We start from the raw sequence: 13441 nt of genomic DNA on the forward strand, positions 1-13441 counted from the left end.
GATTATGTTGTCTACAGCTGAAGTGCCTGTAAGACCGCCACTGATTTTCTTCTTATGTACTGCCTGTCTGAAACGATGCCATATTAATACTGATTAATTTTTTAGCAATCACCAAATAATGAATAATGAGTTTCGATATCGGAAATTTATTACGTTGCCATCAATGGTGATTAATTAAGCGAAATTAACCAACATTTTCTGTGTTGGAAATCTCCTCACTCAACTGTATACTTATACAGTCATTGGGGGAGGGCTATGCGTAAAATCATTCATGTGGATATGGACTGCTTTTTCGCGGCCGTCGAGATGCGCGATGATCCTTCCCTGCGCGACATTCCTATTGCTATCGGCGGCAGTCGTGACCGCCGTGGCGTCATCAGCACCGCCAATTATCCGGCCCGCAAGTTCGGCGTCCACAGCGCAATGCCCACCGGCATGGCCCTGAAACTGTGTCCGCACCTGAAAGTCATTCCCGGCCGAATGGACGCGTATAAAGAAGCCTCTGACCACATTCGTGAAATCTTCGCGCGTTATACGCCATTGATCGAACCGCTGTCACTCGACGAAGCTTATCTGGATGTTTCCGACGCGACTCAATGCAACGGTTCTGCGACGCTTATCGCCGCCGAAATTCGTCAGGCCATTTTTGATGAGATCAACCTGACGGCGTCAGCGGGCATTGCGCCGATCAAATTTCTGGCAAAAATCGCCTCGGATCTGAACAAACCCAACGGCCAGTTTGTTATCACGCCCGATAAAGTGGAGGCGTTTTTACAGGATCTGCCGCTGAGTAAAATCCCCGGCGTCGGCAAAGTCACCGCCCAGCGTTTGCAGGAGCAGGGGTTAATCACCTGCGGCGATGTGCAACGTTATGATCTGGCTAAATTACTTAAACGTTTTGGCAAATTTGGCCGTGTCTTATGGGAGCGTTGTCAGGGCATCGACGAGCGTGAGATTTCTCCCGAACGCTTGCGCAAATCGGTCGGTGTGGAACGTACGCTGGCCGAAGATATTCACAGCTGGGAAGAGTGCGTGGCGCTGATCGACCGTTTGTATCCTGAGTTGCACAGACGCCTGCTTCGCGTAAGCCCGGAACTGCGCATCGCCCGGCAGGGGGTCAAACTCAAATTCCATGATTTCCAGCAGACGACGCAGGAACACGTCTGGCCGGTGCTGAATAAAGAGGATTTACTGAAAGTCGCGCGGGAAGCGTGGGAACAGCGGCGCGGCGGAAGGGGAGTCAGACTGGTGGGATTGCATGTGACGTTACAGGATCCGCAGATAGAGCGGCAGCTATTGTTAGATTTAAACTCCTCCCCCTGCGAAGGGGGAGGCTGGGAGGGGGTTTAGCGGGCAAAATCAATGCCTGAGAAAACTTCAATCAACTGATTTTGCTTTAATACCCCACCCCACCCCAGCCCTCCCCTTCGCAGGGGAGGGTGCAAAAATTAACCGCGTTCAGGAATCGCTTTCAGCAGCGCCGTCAGCAGTTTCCAGTACAGCTCGACGCTGGCGATTTCAACCTGCTCATCCGGCGAGTGCGGGCCGGTGATGGTTGGCCCGATGGAGACCATGTCCATGTCCGGGTACGGTTTTTTGAACAGACCGCATTCCAGACCGGCGTGGATCACCATGATGTTCGGGGTTTTGTTGAACAGCGTCTGGTAAGTTTCACGCACCAGCGTCATTACCGGTGAGCTTGGCTCAGGTTTCCAGCCAGGGTAGCTGCCTTTTGCCAGACTTTTCGCGCCTGCCAGTTCGCTCAGTGAATTGAGCATGCTGACCACATATTCTTTGCCGCTGTCGATCAGAGAGCGGATCAGGCTGTTGATCGCCACTTCGTCATCTTTCATGGTGACCACACCGACGTTCAGCGAGGTTTCTACCACGCCTTTCACGTCATCACTCATGCGGATCACGCCGTTTGGCGTCGCGTTCAGCAGGGCAAGGAATTTACCCTGAGTTTCAGCGGTCAGCGCTTTCGCGTTGCTTTCAGCCGCTTCCACCACCAGAGCAATTTTCTTCTCTACCGCTGACAGTTCGAACTGAATGGTCGCCAGGAATTCCTGAGCTGCCGCTTTCAGTGCGTCTGCTTTATCCGCTGCAACTGCTAACGTCACGATCGCTTCACGCGGGATCGCGTTACGCAGTGTACCGCCGGTGAAGTCCAGCACGCGCAGGCCGAGCGCGTCGGTGTTGTCAGCCAGGAAACGTGCCAGCAGTTTGCTGGCGTTGCCCAGACCCAAATGGATTTCAGCGCCGGAGTGGCCGCCTTTCAGACCTTTCAGGGTCAGTTTCAGCGTGGTGAAACCAGCCGGTACCGCTTCACGGCTCAGGGGCAGTGTGGCAGTAAAATCAATCCCGCCGGCGCAACCCATGTAGATTTCGCCTTCGGTTTCGGAATCGGTGTTGATCAGGATTTCAGACTGTAACCAGTTTGGTTGCAGGCCAAATGCGCCCGCCATGCCGGTTTCTTCGGTCATGGTCAGCAGCACTTCCAGCGGGCCGTGTTCTACGCTGTCATCAGCCAGCACCGCCAGCGCGGACGCCATACCGATACCGTTGTCAGAACCCAGCGTGGTGCCGCGGGCTTTTACCCAACCGTCTTCGATGAACGGCTGGATCGGATCTTTAGTGAAATCGTGAACGGTATCGTTGTTCTTCTGCGGCACCATGTCGAGGTGCGCCTGCAGGGCAACGGCTTTGCGGTTTTCCATGCCTTTGGTGGCCGGTTTGCGCAGCAAAATGTTGCCAACTTCATCACGCTCAGCGTGGATACCTTTTTCCTGTGCCCATTCAACGATGTGTTTTGCCAGTTCTTCTTCATGGTAAGAAGGGTGCGGAATAGAACAGATTTTGGCAAAAATATCCCACAACGGTTGTGGCGAAAGCTGAGACAGTTCAGACACTATAAGTCTCCTGTAACAGTCAGCTCATTCAGGCTCCATTTGCAGGGGAACTGATTGAGATGCTGTAGATTTAAGGTTAAGTAATCCCCGCCAGACTGTGTGGCGAGTGGCCTGACAGAATATCACTTAATCTTAACCTGTGCGCGGGCGCGGGGAGAAATTCCGGGATTTTTGGGTCGCTGAGGCCAGATAACCACTGGTTTTTGTGAGCCGGACTCACTATAATCTCGCGCAACCTTTTTTCCCCCCATTATTTTTTTAGAAGCCGATAATTCACTGGCTGGGACACCTTTATGAGCGAAAAATACGTTGTAACCTGGGACATGCTGCAAATCCACGCCCGTACCATGGCTAAACGCCTGCTGCCGGCAGAACAATGGAAAGGCATTATTGCCGTCAGCCGTGGCGGTCTGGTCCCTGCAGCGTTGCTGGCTCGCGAGCTGTGCATCCGCCATGTGGATACCGTGTGTATCTCCAGCTACGACCATGATAATCAGCGCGAAATGCAGGTGCTGAAACGCGCAGAAGGCGACGGTGAAGGCTTCATCGTGATCGACGATCTGGTTGATACCGGCGGCACCGCGAAAGCGATCCGCGAAATGTATCCGAAAGCGCATTTCATCACTATCTTCGCCAAACCGGCGGGCGCACCGCTGGTCGATGACTACGTGGTAGACATCCCGCAGAACACCTGGATCGAGCAGCCGTGGGATATGGGGGTCATCTTTGTGCCTCCATTAGTGGGTAAGTAATTTCCCCTTAGTGTTTATAAACGCCTGGCTTATTGCCGGGCGTTTTGCTTTTGTTGACTTGAAATCCTTTCCGCTTGACCTCACACCTCACATGTCGCAACGTGGGCGGGTTATAATCCCGTCCAGAAATGATCGCCTGCGGGCGACCTGCTGCTTGCTAACGGAGGATCTTGCATTATGGCTCCAGCCAATCTTACGGAAAAACTGTTTAAACCTTCCTTTAAATATCCTGAAACGTCGACGCTGGTTCATCGCGTTCATCACCATAATACGCACCCGCCGATGCACTCTGCGCTGGAAGGCGACACGGTCAATTGCTGGTACCGCACGATCAACCGTCTGATGTGGATGTGGCGCGGGGTTGATCCGCTGGAAGTGGAAGAAGTGCTGTCGCGTATTGCGGTCTCGAAAGCTGAACACAGCGATCCGTTATTGCTCGACACCGTGATTGGCTACCGCAACGGCAACTGGATCTACGAATGGTCAAATCAGGCGATGCACTGGCAGCAAAAAGCCGCTGAAGAAACCGATGCTGAGATTGCCAGCGAATACTGGCTGAAAGCCGCCAACCTTTACAGCATCGCCGGTTATCCGCATCTGAAAGGCGATACGCTGGCGGAGCAGGCCGAGGCGCTGGCGAACAAAGCGTTTGAAAAATCTTCTGAGCATTCGTCGTATGAACTGAAAGAGCTGGAATTTAAAATCCCCGGCGGCGCGCCGATCACCGGTTTCCTGCATCTGCCGAATGAAGGCAAGGCACCGTTCCCGACAGTGATGGTCTGCGGCGGTCTGGACACATTACAAAGTGACCATCAGCGGCTGTTCCGCTCTTATCTCGCGCCGATGGGCATTGCGATGCTGACCATCGACATGCCGTCCATCGGGTTCTCGGCGAAGTGGAAACTGACGCAGGACACCAGCTTCCTGCACCAGCAGGTGCTGATGCAATTGCCGGATGTGCCGTGGGTCGATGCCAGTCGTGTCAGTTTGCTCGGTTACCGTTTCGGCGCGAACGTGGCCGTACGTCTGGCTTATCTCGAACCGCGCCGCGTACGGGCCGTCGCCACGCTGGGCGCGCTGGTGCATACCCTGCTGAGCGATCCTAAATGTCAGGAACAGGTACCGGATATGTATATGGACGTGCTGGCGAGCCGCCTCGGCATGTCGAGCGCCTCCGATTCCGCGCTGAAAACCGAACTTAATCGGTATTCTCTGAAAACGCAGGGGCTGCTCGGGCGCAGAACCCCGACGCCAATGCTGGCCGCGTACTGGGAGAATGACATCTTCAGCCCGAAGAGCGAGGCTAAGCTGATTGCGGATTCGTCGTCTGACGGCAAGATTTTAACCATCCACAGTGAGCCGCTTTACGAGCATTTTGACACGGCGTTACATGAGATTTGCGGGTGGTTGCAGAAGAGAATGCAGTAACTTAACGGTTGCTAATTCTTAACGTTTTGCTAAAAAGGATCGTCTTTATATGGAGGTAGTACTATGACGTTACCAAGTGGTCATCCTAAAAGCAGGCTAATGAAACGTTTCGGTACGCTCGGGCCGTACATCAGAGAAGGAAAATGCGAGAACGACCGCTTTTTCTTCGACTGCTTAGCGGTGTGTGTCAACGTGAAGCCAGCGCCGGAGAAGCGTGAGTTCTGGGGCTGGTGGATTGAGTTGCAGGCTGAAGCTGAACGTTTTACCTATGTATATCATTTCGGATTATTCGACAAAGACGGCATCTGGAAAGCGCAAAACATTAAAGATGCTGAAGTGCGTGAGAAGCTTGAGACGACATTGAAAGGGTTCCACAAGAATCTCAACAAGATGATTGAAGAGATGTCCCTCAAACTGGAACCTGCTGATGATTTCAGCGAAGAACCGGTGAAGCTCTCCGCCTGACCTTCTGTACTACCCATTCCCATACTGAATGCTGCTATTATAGCGTTATGCCGGTTGGCATAACGCTTCTCCCCTGTTAAAAAAGACACAGAAGCACTTCTTATTCACACTAATGGAACGATTATGAGTGGTAGCCAGACACTGGTTGTAAAACTGGGCACCAGCGTGCTCACTGGCGGTTCACGCCGCCTCAACCGTGCTCACATTGTTGAGCTTGTCCGCCAGTGCGCGCAGCAACATGCGGCGGGGCATCGGATTGTGATTGTGACGTCGGGCGCGATTGCTGCCGGGCGTGAACATCTTGGCTACCCCGAACTCCCCGCCACCATTGCTTCCAAACAACTGCTGGCTGCCGTCGGGCAAAGCCGTCTGATCCAGCTGTGGGAGCAATTGTTCTCGATTTATGGCATCCACATTGGTCAGATGCTGCTGACGCGCGCCGACATGGAAGACCGCGAGCGGTTCCTGAACGCCCGCGACACGATGCATGCGCTGCTCGATAACCATATCGTGCCGGTGATTAATGAAAACGATGCCGTCGCCACCGCAGAGATCAAAGTCGGCGATAACGACAACCTTTCCGCGCTGGCGGCGATCCTGGCCGGTGCCGATAAACTGCTGCTGCTGACCGATCAGCGCGGTCTGTTTACCGCCGATCCGCGCACCAATCCGCAGGCCGAGTTGATCCGTGAAGTCATGACCATTGATGACGAACTGCGCGGCGTGGCGGGTGACAGCGTTTCCGGTCTGGGCACCGGTGGCATGGCGACCAAATTGCAGGCGGCGGATGTCGCGTGCCGCGCGGGCGTCGATACCATTATTGCCGCAGGCAGCCTGCCGGGCGTGATTGGCGATGTGATTAACGGCGTGTCCGTCGGCACACGTTTCCACGCGATGGAAACGCCGCTGGAGAACCGTAAACGCTGGATCTTCGGCGCACCGCCTGCCGGTGAAATCACTATCGACGACGGCGCGGTGTCCGCCATGATGGAGCGCGGCAGTTCACTGCTGCCAAAAGGTATCCGCGACGTGAAAGGCGATTTCTCGCGTGGCGAAGTGATCCGCATCCGCAACCTGACCGGACGCGACCTCGCGCACGGTGTCAGCCGCTATAACAGCGATGCGATGCGCATGATTGCCGGTCATCACTCTCAGCAGATCAGCGAAATTCTCGGTTACGAATACGGCCCGGTTGCCGTGCATCGTGACGACATGATTGTCAGTTAAGGAGCCACAGATGCTTAACGAGATGGGCAAGGCCGCGAAAGCCGCGTCCTGGCAGCTCTCCACCCTCAGCACCGCGCAGAAAAACCGTGCGCTGATGCTGATGGCCGACATGCTCGAGGTCAACAGCCAGAGCATTATTCTTGCCAACGAACTCGACATGGCCGCCGCCCGCGAAAGCGGCATGAGCGACGCCTTGTTAGACCGCCTGCTGCTGACGCCCGCACGTTTATCGGCGATTGCCAGCGACGTGCGTGATGTCTGCCGTCTGAGCGATCCGGTCGGGCAGGTGATTGATGGTTCACAGCAGGACAGCGGTTTGCGTCTCGAACGCCGCCGTGTGCCGCTCGGCGTGATCGGCGTGATTTACGAAGCGCGTCCCAACGTCACCATCGACGTCGCCAGCCTGTGCCTGAAAACCGGTAATGCGGTTATCCTGCGCGGCGGCAAAGAAACACACCACACCAATCAGGCGACGGTCAATGTCATCCAGATGGCGCTGGAAGAGTGCGGGCTGCCGAAAGCGGCGGTTCAGGCAATCGACAGCCCCGATCGCGCACTGGTCGCGGAACTGCTGCGTCTGGATAAATACGTCGACATGCTGATCCCACGCGGTGGCGCGGCGCTGCACAAACTGTGCCGCGAACAATCCACCATTCCGGTGATCACCGGCGGTATCGGCGTGTGCCATACGTTTGTGGATGAAAGCGTCGATTTCGACAAAGCGCTGACCGTGCTGGAAAGTGCGAAAGTGCAGCGTCCGAGCGCCTGTAACAGCCTCGAAACCGTGCTGGTGCATCAGGCGATCGCCGCCCGTTTCCTGCCGGAACTGAGCGACAAAATGCACCGCGCAGGTGTCACGCTGCACGCCAGCGAATCGGCGATGCCGTATCTGCAAAATGGCCCGGCGAAAGTACTGGCGGTCACCGAAGAAGATTATTCGGATGAATGGCTGTCACTGGATCTGAACGTCACGGTTGTCGACGATCTGGACGCCGCCGTGGCGCATATCCGCACCTACGGTACCGAGCATTCGGATGCGATCCTCACCCGTTCCATCAGCAGCGCAGACCGGTTCGTACGTGAAGTGGATTCCTCGGCGGTGTACGTCAACGCCAGCACCCGTTTCACCGACGGCGGACAGTTCGGTTTAGGCGCAGAAGTGGCGGTCAGTACTCAAAAACTGCACGCCCGCGGCCCGATGGGATTAGAAGCCCTGACGACCTACAAATGGATTGGTTACGGCGACGATTTAGTCCGTCCGTAACGCGTGGTACCGGTGGATTTTTCGTCATGAAGCCGGTGCTAAATCCCTATTTCATGCAGGGTGATGAGAAAAGCAGCAAACGCACTTCAGGGGGCTTGACGGCAGCGTCAGATTTCACTAATTTAGCACCCCGTAGTTCCCCGGTAACACTCCAAAATGCCGACTTAGCTCAGTAGGTAGAGCAACTGACTTGTAATCAGTAGGTCACCAGTTCGATTCCGGTAGTCGGCACCATTTCTGTTTTAACCTCTTGTATTATCAAACAAACAATTAATTTATTTTCCTCTCAGATTTCTGTTTATTTTAGTTCCTGTCTTTCCATCAAAGTAACGACTCGGCCAGATCTCCTTCGGATCGACTCCGATCGTTTCTGCAATAATCATTTCTCCTTTCGGCCACGGCCTTGCCAGTGCATTTGAAAGCGTTGATGAACTCAACCCTGCCTCTCTGGAAACTGCTGCCATTGTTGTCCCTTTCTTTCTGATTGCCGCGATGATGTCAGCGGTATGCCAATCTTTTGAAACTGCCATGTAAGACCTCCGGATAATGGTGATTACTAAGTTATCCTTAGTATGCTCGGCGCTTAAAAATAACACAATAGAAAACTAAGAATAACTTAGTAAAAAGGTTGGCTCCGACATCATGTTGATCAAGAGACTCAAGGAGGCGCGTCTGCGTGCAGGGCTTTCTCAATACAAGTTGGGCGTGCTTGCTGGTCTGGATGAGGCTTCATCAAGTGCGCGCATGAATCAGTATGAGAAAGGCAAGCATCAGCCAGATCAGGATACTGTCAGCCGAATAGCTAAAGTGCTGGATGTGCCTGTGGCTTATCTTTATGCCGAAGAAGACGAGCTTGCTGCGCTGATTATTGAATTTCATGAAAGTAAAAAACAATCGTAGTGTGTTCATTTGCAGGATGCCCAAATATGAGCCAGAAACTTTTAGCTTTCGCCAGGACATTTACTGATGACCAGATATCCGCTGTAGATTTCGCTGACCCCTATCAGATGTTATGGAAAGCTGAGGGTGAGAATGGTGATTTGCAGAAAGACAACGATCAGGACAGTGAAAAATGTTCGACCATCTTCTGTCTTGCGGATCAATTTAATCCTGATGATGATCGTGACAAGGATGAGTTTGATGCTGATGAACTTAAAGCGCGGGTTCGGTCTGTTTTAGATAACGAATAAATCCCAGGTTCCGCCTGTAGCCTCGTAAGGAAAAATCATGCTCCTTAAAGAAAGGTTTGAAGATTACTCAGAAGCCGAATTTATTGCGCTGGTGAAAGATATTTTCGACGTGCATGGCAGCGAGTCATATCAGGACAGCTTACTGGATAATTTCAGTCGGGTTACGGAGCATCCTTCAGGTACTGATTTAATTTTTTATCCTGAAGGCGATAAAATAGTAACGCCAGAGAGCGTGATTGCTGAGATTAAGCAATGGCGTGTGTCAGCCGGAAAACCATTATTTAAATCTTAGTTTTCTGTAATATGGCGAACCAGTTTTTCAGTGGTTATTTTATGTCTGGGATAACAGGAATACTCACGGTTTAAATTTGGTGGGTTATGAGAGCGGTCGCCTCAATCCCTGCTTATGCAACATGGGAGCCATTTGGCTCCCATTAAAGTGCAAAGTGGATAGTGCATGGCTTCTCACTTCCCCATTCACTCAATCTCCGGCAATCCTCCAATCAGTTTATCCAGCGTCACCGGATAATCCCTGACCCTGACGCCCGTCGCGTTATAAATGGCATTGGCGATGGCGGCGCTGACGCCGCACAGGCCCAGTTCGCCGACGCCTTTGGCTTTCATGGGGGAAGAAACCGGATCGGTGTCGTCGAGGAAAATCACTTCCTGTTCGGGGATGTCGGCGTGTACCGGCACTTCATATGCGGCCAGATCGTGGTTGACGAAATACCCCAGCTCTTTATCGACGTTCAGCTCTTCCGTCAGCGCCGCGCCGACGCCCATGGTCATCGCGCCAATCACCTGGCTGCGGGCGGTTTTCGGATTGAGGATCCGGCCCGCGGCGCAGACCGCCAGCATGCGGCGGACGCGGGTTTCGCCGGTGGCGATATCCACGCCGACCTCCACGAAATGCGCGGCAAAGGTTGATTGCTGAAACGTCTTGTCCAGCCCGCCGAATTCGATGCTGTCTTCCACGGTGAGGGTTCCGCTGGCCGCCGCTTCCGCGAGCGGTGCGGTGCGGTCGCCCTGACAAATCAGTTCATCGGTAAACACCGCGCTATCGGCATCAAACCCGAGTTTTTCCGCGATGGCTTCGCGCAGTTTTACGCAGGCAGCGTACACCCCGGCGGTAGACGTATTGGCTCCCCACTGGCCGCCCGAACCGGCGGATACCGGGAAGTCAGAATCGCCCAGCCGTACCACGACCTTTTCCAGCGGAACGCCCATCATCTCGGCGGCGGTCTGGGCGATGATGGTGTAACTGCCGGTGCCGATATCGGTCATGTCGGTCTCCACCGTCACGTTGCCCTGTGCGTCGAGATGCACCCGCGCGCCGGATTTCTCCAGCAGGTTATTACGAAAGCCAGCCGCGACGCCGGTGCCGACCAGCCAGCGTCCGTCACGAACCTGTGCAGGCATGGCGTTGCGCCGGTGCCAGCCAAATTTCTCCGCGCCGGTGCGCAGACATTCAATTAACTGGCGACGTGAAAAGAAACGTTCGGTATGGAGCGGATCGACCTGCGTGTCGTTGAGAATACGAAACTCCACCGGATCAATACCTGCTTTCTCCGCGACTTCGTCGATGGCGATTTCCAGTGCCATCAGGCCGGGGGCCTCGCCGGGCGCGCGCATGGCGTTGCCTTCGGGCAGATCCAGCTGTGCCAGCCGCAACCCGGTCAGGCGGTTTTTGCCCGCATACAGCAGCTCACTTTGCTGCACCGCCGTCTCCGGTGTGCCGCCGGGCAGATTGCCGGACCAGCTCTCATGGGCGATGGCGGTGATCTGACCTTTCTCATCCGTCGCGATGCGGATGTGCTGAAGCGTGGCCGGACGGTGCGTGGTGTTGTTCGGGATCATCGGGCGCGGCAATGTGACTTTCACCGGCCTGTTGACGGCGCGGGCACCGAGCGCCGCCAGCACGGCATCGCTGCGCAGAAACAGTTTGCCGCCGAAACCGCCGCCGATGTAGGGCGAAATTACCCGCACTTTCTCTTCGGGAATATTCAGCGTTTTGGCCAGTTCACTGCGACACCAGGCGATCATCTGGTTCGAGGTGCGCAGGATCAGCTTGTCGCCTTCCCACACCGCCAGCGAGGCATGAGGTTCCATCGCCATATGGCTCTGATCCGGCGTGGTGTAGATAGCGTCATGTTGCACCGGTGAAGCGGCAAAGGCGCTGGCGAAATCACCGGCGGTTTTGTCCGGCGTATCTTCCGGCGGAGTAGTGACGGCAGGCTTCTGCTCCGCAAGGCTGTATGCACCGGGTTCGCGCAGGTATTCGACGTGGATCAGTGACGCAGCGGCGCGTGCCTGTTCAAACGTCTCCGCGACCACCACGGCAATCGCCTGATGGTAGTGCTCAATCTGCGGGCCGCCGAGCAGCGTGGCGGCATTCATGTCACCCTTGCCCAGCTTACCGGCGTTGGCCGCCGTGACGATCGCCAGCACGCCGGGGGCGTGTTCTGCATCATGCAGATCCATCGCGGTGATCCGGCCTTTGGCAATGGCGGAACCGACCACATAACCACAGGCGGCGCCGGGCGCTTCATCATGCCATTCATAGGCGTAGGGCGCGGTACCGGTGGTTTTCAGCGGTCCGTCGATGCGGTCATGCGCACGACCGACCACTTTCATCTGGTCGATCGGATTGTCTGTTGCAGGCGTGTCGAATTTCATCGGTTATGCCCTCGCTTCAGTGAGTACGGAGGCGAGCGTTCGCTTCGCCAGTATCAGCTTGAACGCGTTCTCTGGCGTCGGTTGCGCAGCGGCAAACAGCCGCGCATACACTTCTCCCGCGCCGTGCGCCACCTGTGCATCGGCGTCGGCCAGCCGCCAGGGTTTATGCGCCACGCCGCCGAAAGCGACACGGCCGGTGCCGTCGGGCTGAACGATGGCGGCAACGGACACCAGCGCGAACGCGTACGACGCGCGGTCACGGACTTTGCGGTAAATGTGCGTGCCTTGCAGCGGCGGCGGCAGGGTGACGGCGGTGATCAGCTCGCCCGCAGCCAGCACGGTCTCAAGATGCGGCGTATCGCCGGGCGCACGGTAGAAATCAGCCAGCGGAATGCGGCGTACTGCGCCGTCAGGGTTGATGGTTTCCACCACGGCATCGAGCAGTTGCATGGCGACGGCCATGTCGCTCGGATGCGTGGCGATGCAGGCTGCACTTGCGCCGATAACGGCGTGCTGTCGGCTGAAACCTTTAAGGGCGGCGCAACCGCTGCCGGGATTGCGTTTATTGCAGGGCTGATTAGTGTCGTAAAAATAGGGGCAACGGGTGCGCTGAAGCAGGTTACCGGCGGTGGTGGCCTGATTGCGTAACTGGCCGGAAGCCCCTGCCAGCAGCGCCCGCGACAGCACGGCATAGTCACGGCGGATGCGTAAATCTGCGGCCAGATCGGTATTGCGCACCAGCGCGCCAATCCGCAGGCCGCCGTTGCCGTCAGGCTCAATGGTATCCAGCGCCAGTCCGTTGACGTCGATCAGATGAGAAGGTTGTTCGATCTCAAGTTTCATCAGATCCAGCAGGTTGGTGCCGCCCGCGATAAATTTGGCACCGGGATGTTGTAAGGCGCTGCCGGCGGCATCGGCGGGCGTTTGTACCCGTTCATAGGTAAAAGCCTTCATGGTTTTTGACCTCCGGCGACGTCTTCAATCGCGGCAAGAATATTGGAATACGCCCCGCAGCGGCAGATATTACCGCTCATGCGTTCGCGGATTTCTTCGGCGGATTGCGGCGGAGGGGAAACCAGATCCAGCGTGACGTGGCTCGGGATGCCCGCCTCGATCTCCTGCAATACGGCAACGGAGGAGCAGATCTGCCCCGGCGTGCAGTAACCGCACTGGTAGCCGTCGTGTCTGATAAACGCCGCCTGCATCGGATGCAGGTTATCCGGCGTGCCGAGACCTTCAATGGTGGTGACCTCGGCATCCTGATGCATGACGGCCAGCGTCAGGCAGGAATTGATGCGGCGCCCATCGACGATCACCGTACAGGCACCGCACTGGCCGTGGTCGCAGCCTTTTTTGGTGCCGGTCAGTTGCAGGTTCTCGCGCAACGCATCCAGCAGGGTAGTGCGCGTATCCACGACCAGCTGGCGGATCTGGCCGTTGATTTTCAGTTTCAGGTGGGATGTGTGGATTGCTTCGTCATGGTTGCTCATGCCAGACCTCCGGTATTTCGACAAAATGAATCAGAAAAAC

At 55.6% G+C, this 13441-nt stretch carries 14 protein-coding genes and 1 tRNA gene; 10 read left to right on the forward strand and 5 right to left on the reverse strand.

What is annotated here, in order from left to right; genetic code table 11:
* Positions 1–255 precede the first annotated feature (255 nt).
* Positions 256–1350, forward strand: a complete 1095-nt coding sequence (gene dinB, locus EYY67_RS03505; protein ID WP_095923129.1) for a DNA polymerase IV — start codon at positions 256–258, stop codon at positions 1348–1350.
* A 98-nt stretch (positions 1351–1448) separates the two neighbouring features.
* Here the strand turns inward: dinB and pepD are convergent, their stop codons facing one another.
* Positions 1449–2909 (reverse strand): beta-Ala-His dipeptidase, encoded by a 1461-nt coding sequence (gene pepD / locus EYY67_RS03510; RefSeq protein WP_131692855.1) that lies wholly within the window; start codon positions 2907–2909, stop codon positions 1449–1451.
* Between the two features lie 293 nt (positions 2910–3202).
* On the opposite strand from pepD, the gene gpt reads away from it, so the two are divergent.
* The 6 genes from gpt (at position 3203) to EYY67_RS03540 (ending at position 8279) form a co-directional block, all read left to right on the forward strand.
* On the forward strand, positions 3203–3661 hold the full coding sequence (gene gpt, locus EYY67_RS03515) for a xanthine phosphoribosyltransferase (protein ID WP_095923127.1): 459 nt from the start codon (positions 3203–3205) through the stop codon (positions 3659–3661).
* Between the two features lie 177 nt (positions 3662–3838).
* Complete coding sequence (gene frsA / locus EYY67_RS03520; protein ID WP_095923126.1) at positions 3839–5089, forward strand: esterase FrsA; 1251 nt, start codon at positions 3839–3841, stop codon at positions 5087–5089.
* Positions 5090–5152: 63 nt separating this feature from the next.
* Positions 5153–5554, forward strand: a complete 402-nt coding sequence (crl, locus tag EYY67_RS03525) for a sigma factor-binding protein Crl (RefSeq protein ID WP_112290914.1) — start codon at positions 5153–5155, stop codon at positions 5552–5554.
* A gap of 123 nt (positions 5555–5677) precedes the next feature.
* A complete protein-coding gene (gene proB, locus EYY67_RS03530; RefSeq protein WP_095923124.1) occupies positions 5678–6781 on the forward strand; it encodes a glutamate 5-kinase in 1104 nt (367 codons plus the stop codon).
* A 10-nt stretch (positions 6782–6791) separates the two neighbouring features.
* Positions 6792–8045 (forward strand): glutamate-5-semialdehyde dehydrogenase, encoded by a 1254-nt coding sequence (gene proA / locus EYY67_RS03535; protein ID WP_131692856.1) that lies wholly within the window; start codon positions 6792–6794, stop codon positions 8043–8045.
* A 158-nt stretch (positions 8046–8203) separates the two neighbouring features.
* Positions 8204–8279 (forward strand) — tRNA-Thr (locus tag EYY67_RS03540).
* Between the two features lie 41 nt (positions 8280–8320).
* Here EYY67_RS03540 and EYY67_RS03545 read toward each other — a convergent pair.
* A complete protein-coding gene (locus EYY67_RS03545; RefSeq protein ID WP_119822728.1) occupies positions 8321–8575 on the reverse strand; it encodes a helix-turn-helix domain-containing protein in 255 nt (84 codons plus the stop codon).
* Positions 8576–8687: 112 nt separating this feature from the next.
* Here EYY67_RS03545 and EYY67_RS03550 point away from each other — a divergent pair, with 112 nt between their 5' ends.
* From EYY67_RS03550 to EYY67_RS03560, 3 genes are read left to right on the forward strand one after another with little or no spacing between them, the layout of a single operon-like run.
* Positions 8688–8945, forward strand: coding sequence for a helix-turn-helix domain-containing protein (locus EYY67_RS03550; protein WP_131692857.1), 258 nt, complete (start codon positions 8688–8690; stop codon positions 8943–8945).
* Positions 8946–8971: 26 nt separating this feature from the next.
* Complete coding sequence (locus EYY67_RS03555; protein ID WP_131692858.1) at positions 8972–9235, forward strand: colicin immunity domain-containing protein; 264 nt, start codon at positions 8972–8974, stop codon at positions 9233–9235.
* Positions 9236–9272: 37 nt separating this feature from the next.
* Complete coding sequence (locus EYY67_RS03560; protein ID WP_095923119.1) at positions 9273–9527, forward strand: bacteriocin immunity protein; 255 nt, start codon at positions 9273–9275, stop codon at positions 9525–9527.
* A 185-nt stretch (positions 9528–9712) separates the two neighbouring features.
* On the opposite strand, the gene paoC is transcribed toward EYY67_RS03560, so the two are convergent.
* From paoC to paoA, 3 genes are read right to left on the reverse strand one after another with little or no spacing between them, the layout of a single operon-like run.
* Positions 9713–11911 (reverse strand): aldehyde oxidoreductase molybdenum-binding subunit PaoC, encoded by a 2199-nt coding sequence (paoC, locus tag EYY67_RS03565; RefSeq protein ID WP_131692859.1) that lies wholly within the window; start codon positions 11909–11911, stop codon positions 9713–9715.
* Between the two features lie 3 nt (positions 11912–11914).
* On the reverse strand, positions 11915–12865 hold the full coding sequence (locus tag EYY67_RS03570) for an FAD binding domain-containing protein (RefSeq protein WP_095923117.1): 951 nt from the start codon (positions 12863–12865) through the stop codon (positions 11915–11917).
* Positions 12862–13401: an aldehyde dehydrogenase iron-sulfur subunit PaoA gene (gene paoA, locus EYY67_RS03575; RefSeq protein WP_095923116.1), complete on the reverse strand. Its 540-nt coding sequence runs from the start codon at positions 13399–13401 to the stop codon at positions 12862–12864. The genes EYY67_RS03570 and paoA overlap by 4 nt, the downstream gene beginning before the upstream one ends.
* Positions 13402–13441: the final 40 nt, after the last annotated feature.

Source organism: Rahnella victoriana, from assembly GCF_004330295.1.
Taxonomy (GTDB): Bacteria; Pseudomonadota; Gammaproteobacteria; order Enterobacterales; family Enterobacteriaceae; genus Rahnella; species Rahnella victoriana.

Bases quoted from the DNA above. Each gene is read 5' to 3' on its own strand.
- dinB (WP_095923129.1), top strand. From the start codon at position 256: ATGCGTAAAATCATTCATGTGGATATGGACTGCTTTTTCGCGGCCGTC.
- gpt (WP_095923127.1), top strand. From the start codon at position 3,203: ATGAGCGAAAAATACGTTGTAACCTGGGACATGCTGCAAATCCACGCC.
- frsA (WP_095923126.1), top strand. From the start codon at position 3,839: ATGGCTCCAGCCAATCTTACGGAAAAACTGTTTAAACCTTCCTTTAAA.
- crl (WP_112290914.1), top strand. From the start codon at position 5,153: ATGACGTTACCAAGTGGTCATCCTAAAAGCAGGCTAATGAAACGTTTC.
- proB (WP_095923124.1), top strand. From the start codon at position 5,678: ATGAGTGGTAGCCAGACACTGGTTGTAAAACTGGGCACCAGCGTGCTC.
- proA (WP_131692856.1), top strand. From the start codon at position 6,792: ATGCTTAACGAGATGGGCAAGGCCGCGAAAGCCGCGTCCTGGCAGCTC.
- EYY67_RS03545 (WP_119822728.1), bottom strand. From the start codon at position 8,575: ATGGCAGTTTCAAAAGATTGGCATACCGCTGACATCATCGCGGCAATC.
- EYY67_RS03550 (WP_131692857.1), top strand. From the start codon at position 8,688: ATGTTGATCAAGAGACTCAAGGAGGCGCGTCTGCGTGCAGGGCTTTCT.
- EYY67_RS03555 (WP_131692858.1), top strand. From the start codon at position 8,972: ATGAGCCAGAAACTTTTAGCTTTCGCCAGGACATTTACTGATGACCAG.
- EYY67_RS03560 (WP_095923119.1), top strand. From the start codon at position 9,273: ATGCTCCTTAAAGAAAGGTTTGAAGATTACTCAGAAGCCGAATTTATT.
- paoC (WP_131692859.1), bottom strand. From the start codon at position 11,911: ATGAAATTCGACACGCCTGCAACAGACAATCCGATCGACCAGATGAAA.
- EYY67_RS03570 (WP_095923117.1), bottom strand. From the start codon at position 12,865: ATGAAGGCTTTTACCTATGAACGGGTACAAACGCCCGCCGATGCCGCC.
- paoA (WP_095923116.1), bottom strand. From the start codon at position 13,401: ATGAGCAACCATGACGAAGCAATCCACACATCCCACCTGAAACTGAAA.